Source organism: Novosphingobium resinovorum (genome assembly GCF_036352595.1).
In the GTDB taxonomy this organism is placed as follows: domain Bacteria; phylum Pseudomonadota; class Alphaproteobacteria; order Sphingomonadales; family Sphingomonadaceae; genus Novosphingobium; species Novosphingobium resinovorum_B.
Map to the genome: position 1 here is coordinate 1 of NZ_JAZFAX010000073.1, position 8747 is coordinate 8747.

7 protein-coding genes are annotated in these 8747 nt (G+C 61.1%); 4 read left to right on the forward strand and 3 right to left on the reverse strand.

Annotated elements, in window-relative coordinates:
• The 4 genes from V2S85_RS26400 to V2S85_RS26415 form a co-directional block, all read left to right on the forward strand.
• Positions 1–211 (forward strand): hypothetical protein (locus tag V2S85_RS26400; protein WP_330705763.1); only part of this gene is annotated, 211 nt, incomplete at its 5' end.
• A gap of 233 nt (positions 212–444) precedes the next feature.
• Positions 445–1863, forward strand: coding sequence for a hypothetical protein (locus V2S85_RS26405; RefSeq protein ID WP_330705764.1), 1419 nt, complete (start codon positions 445–447; stop codon positions 1861–1863).
• Between the two features lie 11 nt (positions 1864–1874).
• Positions 1875–2087, forward strand: coding sequence for a hypothetical protein (locus tag V2S85_RS26410; protein ID WP_330705765.1), 213 nt, complete (start codon positions 1875–1877; stop codon positions 2085–2087).
• Positions 2088–2230: 143 nt separating this feature from the next.
• Positions 2231–4702 carry a DUF4238 domain-containing protein gene (locus V2S85_RS26415; protein WP_330705766.1) on the forward strand — a complete coding sequence of 824 codons (2472 nt, stop codon included), beginning with the start codon at positions 2231–2233 and terminating at the stop codon, positions 4700–4702.
• Positions 4703–4996: 294 nt separating this feature from the next.
• Here the strand turns inward: V2S85_RS26415 and rpoD are convergent, their stop codons facing one another.
• The 3 genes from rpoD to V2S85_RS26430 all read right to left on the reverse strand — a co-directional run.
• The gene (gene rpoD / locus V2S85_RS26420; RefSeq protein WP_330705767.1) at positions 4997–7030 is read right to left on the reverse strand and encodes an RNA polymerase sigma factor RpoD; all 2034 of its coding nucleotides are present in this window, start codon (positions 7028–7030) and stop codon (positions 4997–4999) included.
• Between the two features lie 303 nt (positions 7031–7333).
• Entirely contained in the window at positions 7334–8026 is a 693-nt protein-coding gene (locus V2S85_RS26425) for a cold-shock protein (RefSeq protein WP_330705768.1), read from the reverse strand.
• A 628-nt stretch (positions 8027–8654) separates the two neighbouring features.
• Positions 8655–8747 (reverse strand): integrase catalytic subunit (locus tag V2S85_RS26430; protein WP_330703511.1); only part of this gene is annotated, 93 nt, incomplete at its 5' end.

Sequence of the window (8747 nt, forward strand, 5' to 3'; positions counted from 1 at the left end):
GGCGAAATCAACGCCGGGCATGATGGAAATTGGTCCGAACGATGCCCTTGGTGCGCCCCGAAGCCTCGACGTCATCAAACCAGCCCGCTTCGCCAGAAATTACCCGGTTTTTGCGGGTCTCCAGCTCTCTTCGCCCATGCGTCTGCGGATCAGGCTGGCGGCTTGGGGGAGAAGGACGCTGCGCACCTGGCCCATCTGCGCGGCGAAGTGACGGTCCGCTGCTGGAGAGCCGAAGTCTCGAATCCGAAGGTCCAGTTCCCGTCTCACGGCCCTTACGCACTGCGGTCCGAAAGGTTACGCGACTATCACACAGCACTCCTCCAAGTCGCAGAAAAAGGATCGACACGGATACGAAATCCATTGAAATGATTTTAGTAATTTCTGTATTCTTCGGTCACGAATCGGAATCCTGGGGGGACGCGCGAGATGATTCGGAATTAACCAATGGTCTGCCTAGTACTTTTACTTCAAGGTTGCGCCTTTCCGACGCAAGTTCAGCGCTTTGGCGTAGAATACAACGCCGCGCTGGGTGAAATGAACAACGTGCAGACGCTGATAAACATACTTCGGGCGCGCGACGGAATGCCGACGCAGTTCTCCTCGGTCTCCCAGTTCCGCGGAAACATCAATCTGACCGCAAGCGCGAGCGTCAACGGCCAGCTTCGCGGCGAAGGTCTCACGAGCGTCATCGGCGCCACGGGCAGCGACACCACCGTCACTACGAACTCGACGACGACCGCTCTAAGCGCGCTTGGCGCCCAGCCCTCCACTTCTATTGTGAACAGCGTCGTCACGACTCCGGTCCGAGGTACTTCGTCGAGCTCGACGATCGCCGAGGGCGTCGACCTTTACACGCCCCAGATCTCCGGACAGATCGTCTCGGGCACGGCGTTCGACGTCGCGGTCTTCGACACCCAGAAGTTCTATCAGGGGATCACGACGGCCCTGCCCTGCCCCACCGTCGAGACGCTTCTCCGACTAGGCATGGACAACCGTGTGATCGAGTTCCTCTCGATCGTCCAGGTCGAGTTCCGTCTTAAAGAGGCCGCTGGGGGCCGGCCTGCCGGAATGCGGATTCTGAGATACGTGAACAACCCTGCCGATGCCGAAGCCTCCAAGAAGTTCGCCACGTTCGTCGAGTGCTATGGGCTCGACGCGGGCATGATCGAGAGCTCTGCCAGCAACATCGTCGCGGTCTCCCGCCTGACCAGGGGTACCGATGGGAAGACGATCCCGCTCGCCATCGACAAGGTCACCGTCATCGACGGCGAGAAGTTTGGACTGTCGAACAAGACCGGAATCGGAGACGACCCGACCGGCGACGCCAGCCTGTTCCTGACGAAGGTCTCGCCCGAAAAGCGAGTGCCGCGAATATTTCTCCGACCCGATCTCAAGGAATGCACCGTGCCCGCCAGAGGCTACACGCTTGAGAAGGACTTCCTGCTGAGCAGCGGCGCGAAGATTGACTTTCCGCGCCCTGCGGCGGCTTCCGCCGACGCGATCTATATCGGAAACGGCCTGGCGCTGCTCAGCATACAGGGCAATCTTACCGAAGTTCCGGTCACGATGGACATCTCCTTCCGGTCGCCGGAAGGGTTGTATCGATACATCGGCGCCTATCTGCAGTTCGATGGCGGCAAGAACGTCAAGCTGGATGGTGAGCCACTCTTCGAGATCGCCGAGGGTGCGCCCAAGGACGCGCTTGCGCAGGCTAGCTATCGCGGCAAGCGATACGGCTTGGTCAACACCCCGAAGACAGGCATCCGCAACGCCCAGATCTTCACGCTGCTCCAGCAGCTCATCAACCTGCACAAGGAGGCCGCCGACCGGCCTACCGCCATACCCGTCCGTGCGATTCCCTGAGGAGCGTAGAGATGACGATTCCGCCGAAGAGCCTCGTCGCGAAGCGTAACGCCAAGCGCGTCATTCTCCCCGCAGACGACATGCCGCCTCGCGAAGGGAAGTGCGCCTTCGGCGGCGAATACATCGATGACGGGACCATCGTTCCCTACTTCGGGGACATGTATCGCTGCGACGCCCCGAACATGGTGAAGCTGCCAAAGGCGAAGAGGGCCAGAGGCACCTGACGGTTCTAGCGCCCGACCTCGCTCACCCTTCTCGCCGCTCGTCGAGGCCAGACGCTCATCCACAACTATCTGTTGCGCTAAAGTCTGATGTCGGCGGGGAACGATTGCCATGCCATCAAGTCATACGGCACGATCCTGGGGAAATGTCGAAGTCCCGTGACAATCACTATGTGCCTCAATGGTATCAGCGTGGCTTTCTCGAACCTGGTCGCGAGAAGCTGGCGTACCTGCATCTCAATCCCGAGATGCACCGACAGAGTGATGGCTCTCTGAAGCCGGGGCGGACCCGCTTTGATTCATACACGAGCCAGTGCTTCCATAAGGACGATCTATACACGACCTCCTATTTCGGCTTCGACATCAACGACGAGATCGAGCGGAAGCTGTTCGGCGGGATCGACGGCAAAGGTCCTAAGGCTCTGGAAGCGTTCAGGGCGGACGACCTGGAGGCTAGGATCGAGGAGTTCGAGAACTTCTTCGAGGTCATGGACGCTCAGAAGCTGCGGACGCCGAAAGGGCTCGAGTGGCTCCGCCGCCACTATCCCTCGCTCGATCAGAACGAACTGATGATGGAGATGCAGGGCGTCCGGATGATGCACTGCACGCTCTGGAGCGAATGCGTTCGGGAGATCGTGTCCGCCGAGGACGCCGGCGTGAAGTTCATCATCAGCGACCATCCCGTCACCGTCTACAACCGCGCGGTCCAGCCGAGCGATCCGCGATGCGCCTTTCCGGAAGATCCGCAGATATCCTGGAAGGCGACCCAGACGATTTTCCCGCTCGATCGAGACTCCTGCTTCATCCTCACCAACCTCGAATACGCGCAGGACCCGCAACTGAACGACCCGTGTCGCAAGCGCACCAACGCCCGCAGTTTCGGCAACAGCCTCATCAACGCCGAAGCCTTCATCCGCAGCCGCAAGCTGTCGGACGCCGAGGTGATCCGGATCAACCATGTGATCAAGTCGCGCGCCAACGAGCATGTCGCAGCAGGCCGGCGCGAGTGGCTCTATCCGGAGACGGAGGTCGATACCGACTGGAAGGGAATCCAGGAAACTCTGCTCCCGCCCTCCGACCAGCTTTTCTCGTTCGGCGGCGAGATCTACATCGGCTATGAAGGCGGCGGCGTGGACTATCAGGACCAGTTCGGACGGTCAGACCCACGCCCGCCGATACTGGATCGGCCGGCAGCAGAGCTGCCGCAGTCGAAAAAGGACTTCTGCGGCTGCGGCTCTCCGCACAGCTATCGAGACTGCTGCCTGTCGCGCCCGGTCGACCTGCGTCCCTCGTGGAGCGAGCGAGGCATCCGCGAGCGCAACATCCTGCACGCGCGGGCCATTCTCAACATCACCGGCCTCGCCGAGCACGGTGATTGGCGCAGGGCCCGCGAAGAGCTGACCGACGAAAAGATCGCCAAGATCTACCAGACGTTCGTTTGGCTCTGGCCGAGAGACACCGACCTCATCTCCCTGCTACCGAAGCCGGACGGACGGCTCCGCAGTCTATTCACGGGGCTCATCGATCCTCGCATGATCACCGAGTTCGCCATCGGAGCGCCGAACTACTTCGGCGAGATACTGATCCAGAACCCGTTCGTGCATGCCCGATGTGTGCCGCCCAAGTCGAACCCGACGAAGAACCCGGCGGCGTTCCGCCAGCAGGTGCTGAAGGACGTTGCCCTGCTGCTCGACATGATGCCTCTGATCGACGCCGGCATCGTCACGCTTTTTCCCGATCCCTGCATATTCGATCCGCATCTGCGCAGCGAGATATGGCAGATGGCTAAGGAGAGGACGGAGTTCCAGCCGAAACCCGTCGCCGACATCCGTAGCAGGTGGCTGCCTGAGGACGACTTCCATCACTCCTTCCTAAGCGCGTCCGAGGACATGCAGCGATGCATGCTCAGGAGGTCGAAACCCGATATGCCTCCCGAGGACATTGATCGGATGGTAGAAGCGTTCCGATTGGACAGGATCCTCGATCCCCTGGCACCGCTCCACTCGGATGACGCGGGTTCCGTCATTTCGGATGGAGGGCTGCTGATGCTGCAGCACATGGCGCCGAACCTAGAACTTTCGCTCTATCTCGCGCAGGCGACGGGCGCGATCATCGTGACGGACAGCCCCCATAGATGGAAGGAGCTAAGAGGCATGTCCCGCCTGCTGCCGGGAAAGCCGCCGCAGCTCGTTCCCGAGTTCCGGACCGCGGTGCGGGAAGCCGAGCACAATTTCCTCGGTTCCCAGGAAGCAGTGGAGCGGGCGCACGCCACCGGCGCGAGCCAAGCCTATCGCAGCCTCGTCCACGACGCCGTTCGATATCTCACCGCCAAAGACCGCAAGCCGAAGCCGAACTGGGCTTCCCAGCTGAAGGGCCGGTTCGCGCGTGCCCACGCCGGGATGGGCGCGGAGATCCGCAAGCACGACGCGCCCTCGCTTCCCGCAAGAATCGAATGCATCGCTCCGTCCGGCGGCATCCGCGACAACACCGTCAACCGGCTGCTGCTCATGTCGAACGTCGACCATCATGCCGATCACGTTCCGATGGCCTTCTTCATCCAGAGGCCGGACCCCACCTTCTATCGCAGAAGCCACTTCGAGAGCCTCAGGCGAAATTGAGGCCAGCGGCATGGACCAGCACGGGATGAGACGATTGCCAAAAGTCGCCGACCATCAATTGCCATCGCTCTACGGCGCTAAAAAGCCGGCTGAGCTCCGATCGGGTATCCGCCCTTCCGGATGTGTGACCGGCCGCTTTCTACGTAAACTGCCGTCCAACTTTCGGCTTGGGAATGGCAGATAAGTCCAAGGCACTGCCCATCGCAGCCGACCCATTCAAGACCCTAAGCGGTGAATTTTCGATCCTCAGGTGCAGACCGTCCGCAATTCAGTCAGATGTTGAGCGGCCCATCCTTAATCGAGGAACGCTCGCATGATGCGTGACCGGCTCGGGTGCTTGAGTTTGCGCAGCGCCTTCGCTTCAATCTGGCGAATACGTTCGCGGGTCACCGAGAACTGCTGGCCGACTTCCTCAAGCGTGTGATCGGTCGGCATGCCGATGCCGAAGCGCATGCGCAGCACACGCTCCTCACGAGGTGTCAGCGATGCCAGCGTGCGCGTGATCATTTCCTTCAGGTTGTTCTGGATCGCCGCGTCCACCGGGATGACGGCGTTCTCGTCCTGAATGAAGTTGCCGAGGCTGCTGTCTTCCTCATCGCCGATCGGCGTTTCGAGGCTGATCGGCTCCTTGGCGATCTTCAGGACCCGCTTCACCTTCTCAAGGGGCATCGACAGCTTCTCGGCCATTTCCTCGGGCGTGGGCTCGCGGCCCTGGTCATGGAGGAACTGGCGACTGGTGCGCACCAGCTTGTTGATCGTCTCGATCATGTGGACCGGGATGCGGATCGTGCGGGCCTGATCCGCGATCGAGCGCGTGATCGCCTGCCTGATCCACCAGGTCGCGTACGTCGAGAACTTATAGCCGCGGCGGTACTGGAACTTGTCGACCGCCTTCATCAGGCCGATGTTGCCTTCCTGGATGAGATCCAGGAACTGAAGGCCGCGGTTCGTGTACTTCTTGGCGATCGAGATCACCAGACGCAGGTTCGCCTCGACCATTTCCTTCTTGGCGATGCGTGCTTCGCGTTCCGCCTTCTGGACCATGTTGACGATGCGGCGGAACTCGGGGAGCGCCATGCCGGTGGCGGTGGCGATGTCCGAGACTTCAAGGCGGATGCGCTCGGCAGGTTCAGCCTCGTTTTCCGCGAAGGCAGCCCACTTCTTGTCCGTCCCGGCCACTTCGGCGACCCAGGCGTCGTCCAGTTCGCGGCCCGTGTAGGCTTCGAGGAAATCGGCGCGCTTGACCTTGTGGCGTTCGGCCAGACGCAGCATCTGGCCGCCCAGCGTCGTCAGGCGGCGGTTGAAGGTGTAGAGGTTGTCGACCAGATGTTCGATCTTGGTCGCATGGAACTGCACCGATTCCACCTGCGCGGTGAGGTCTTCGCGCAGTTGCAGGTACTGCTCTTCCTTCGTGGCCGGGAAATCGATGCCCAGCGCCAGCGCTTCGAGACGATCGCTCTGCAGGCGCTCGAAGGTGCGGAACAGTTCGGTGATGAGCGCGAATTTCTCCAGCGCTTCCGGCGTCAGCGCGGCTTCCATCTGGCCGAGGGAGAGGGTGTTGTCCTCTTCATCGTCCTCGACCCTGCGCTTGGGTATCGGGTTGCCGTCCTCGTCGACTTCTTCCGAGTTGTCCTCGCCGGAATCGTCATCGTCCTTGAAGGTCGGACCGGTCGTGGCAGCGGAAATCTCGCCGTCGCCCTCACCGTCCTCGCCCAGGTTTTCCGGCTGCGGCTCCTTGGAGAGCATCGCGTCGAGATCGAGAATCTCGCGAAGCTGCATCTCGCCGTTGTTGAGCGCTTCGGACCACCCGATGATCGCGTGGAAGGTCATAGGGCTTTCGCAGAGCCCCATGATCATCATGTCGCGGCCGGCTTCGATGCGCTTGGCGATGGCGGCCTCGCCCTCGCGACTGAGCATCTCGGCGGCGCCCATTTCCTGCAGGTACATGCGGACCGGATCGTCGGAACGCGCGGCCGTGTCGGCCTTGCGGGTTTCTCCGGGACGGCGCCGGGAATTGCCTTCGTCGAAGTCGGAATCAGAACCGCTTTCGTCATCGCGACCATCGACGGCGTCCACGCCGTCTTCCTGCTCGCCGTCTTCATCGTCATCATCGTCGTTCTCGACGATCTTGACGCCCATTTCCGAGATCGCGGCCATGATGTCCTCGATCTGGTCGGTGGTCATCTGGTCCTGCGGCAGCGCGGCGTTCAGTTCCTTGACCGTGATGACGCCCTGGCTTTTGGCGCGTGCGATGAATCGCTGGACCGAGCCCTTGTCCACGTCAAGAAGGGGAGAATCGTTGTCGCCGCTGCGATCGTCGTTGGTCATGTAATCCGTTGTCGTCTTATTGGCCATTTCATGGCGATGATGGCGCCATGACAGGGTTAGGTTCTCAGATCATCAGGCGGCAATGAACCGCTGCCGGTCATCAGTTCCGGAAGAAAGCCGATGCTCGCAGCAGGATATGTGGTGCGTGGGCCTGCAAGATGCAAATCCGTGCCCGCGCGCGCAGCCTGTCGAAGGCATACAGCCAAGGAGCTTCGGCCAGCCAGTGCTTTCCCCGATCACTATACGATCGAGGAAAGCCGAAGATGAGGCCATGGCCACTTGCCGCAGCGATGGCCGGACCGGTCAGCGCTGGACCAGATTCACGGCAGATGCCTTGCCGCGGCGGTCGATCTCAATCTCGAATTCGAGCTGATCGCCTTCCGACAGACCATGCAGACCGGAACGCTCGACGGCACTGATGTGCACGAATGCGTCAGGCTGGCCGTCATCGCGCACGATGAAGCCAAAGCCCTTGGTGCCGTTGAAGAACTTGACGGTGCCGGTGGCCTTCTCGCCAGTCGACTGGCGCTGGGCAGGAGCCGGTGCGCGCTCGCGGCGTTCGGCAACGATGACCTCACCGACGATGGTCAGTTCGGACGCGGAAACCTTGCCGTTCCGCTCGACCAGCTGGAATTCCAGCTGCTGGCCTTCGGCCAGCGTTTCGAGGCCGGCGGACTGCACGGCGCTGATGTGCACGAATGCATCGTCGCCGCCACCCTCAAGCTGGATGAAGCCGAAACCCTTGTCGGGGTTGAAGAACTTGACCGTACCACGGCCCTGCCCCACGATCTGGCCCGGGCCGCCGCGCGAACCGCCGCCGCCAAAGCCGCCACCGCGCGATCCACCGAAACCGCCGCCCTGGCCACCACCGAATCGATCACCGCTGCCGCCGAACCGGTCACCACCGCCAAAACGGTCGTTGCCGCCGCCCCAGCGATCATCGCCACCGCCGAGCCGGTCACCACCGTAACCGCGATTTCCCCTGTCGAATGTCATTTTCTTAGTACCTTACGCTACGCTCGAAGAAACCTGTCCTCGCGAGTGAACGTAGCACGCAAGGCCGCAAAGCCCGTTTCAGGATGCAGGATAAACGGCGATAGCAGCGTAGCGACACCTTGGCGACCCGAGTTCTGCGAACAGCTTGATGTATCGCACGCTGACAGTTTCATCACAGGAGTGAGCGAAATTTCGCGCACTTTCGACAACCGATCCACACGCCGGTGACGCGATTCAGTGGCTCAGCTGCAGCTTTCTATGGTCCAACAGCAGACCGACTGCCTTTTCTCCCCGCATGAGGAAGATGAAGCCGAACACGCTCAGAACTTACTTAATGACTGCTCACCTCCTCTCCTCGATGGACCGACCACTCCCCAGTCTTACAGTTTTCCGGATCGAAAGAGGCGACTGCGCGCATCGATTGGTCGCGTTCTCCGGCGACAGATATGAGGAACCTGACCGTAGCTAACCATTCTCCGCCAAGTTTCTGCCTTTCCACCTTTAGATTCCTGAAATCGAAGCCGTTGCTTCCGGGTGGCAGACCGTTACTTATCTGCAGCAGCATATCGCGCAGGAAGGCGGGGTGACGGGAGCTGACCGGCCCCCACTGAGTGGTCCGTGTTGATTGTTAGTGCAGAACCGTCTCCGGTGCCATGGTTGTCCGTAGGTGGAGCGAAGCGGAACCGGAGGGCAGCCATGGCGGCATTGCTGCTTCGGGAGC

Excerpts from the sequence above, each read along its gene's own strand:
- V2S85_RS26405 (WP_330705764.1), top strand. The coding sequence starts at position 445 with ATGGTCTGCCTAGTACTTTTACTTCAAGGTTGCGCCTTTCCGACGCAA.
- V2S85_RS26410 (WP_330705765.1), top strand. The coding sequence starts at position 1,875 with ATGACGATTCCGCCGAAGAGCCTCGTCGCGAAGCGTAACGCCAAGCGC.
- V2S85_RS26415 (WP_330705766.1), top strand. The coding sequence starts at position 2,231 with ATGTCGAAGTCCCGTGACAATCACTATGTGCCTCAATGGTATCAGCGT.
- rpoD (WP_330705767.1), bottom strand. The coding sequence starts at position 7,030 with ATGACCAACGACGATCGCAGCGGCGACAACGATTCTCCCCTTCTTGAC.
- V2S85_RS26425 (WP_330705768.1), bottom strand. The coding sequence starts at position 8,026 with ATGACATTCGACAGGGGAAATCGCGGTTACGGTGGTGACCGGCTCGGC.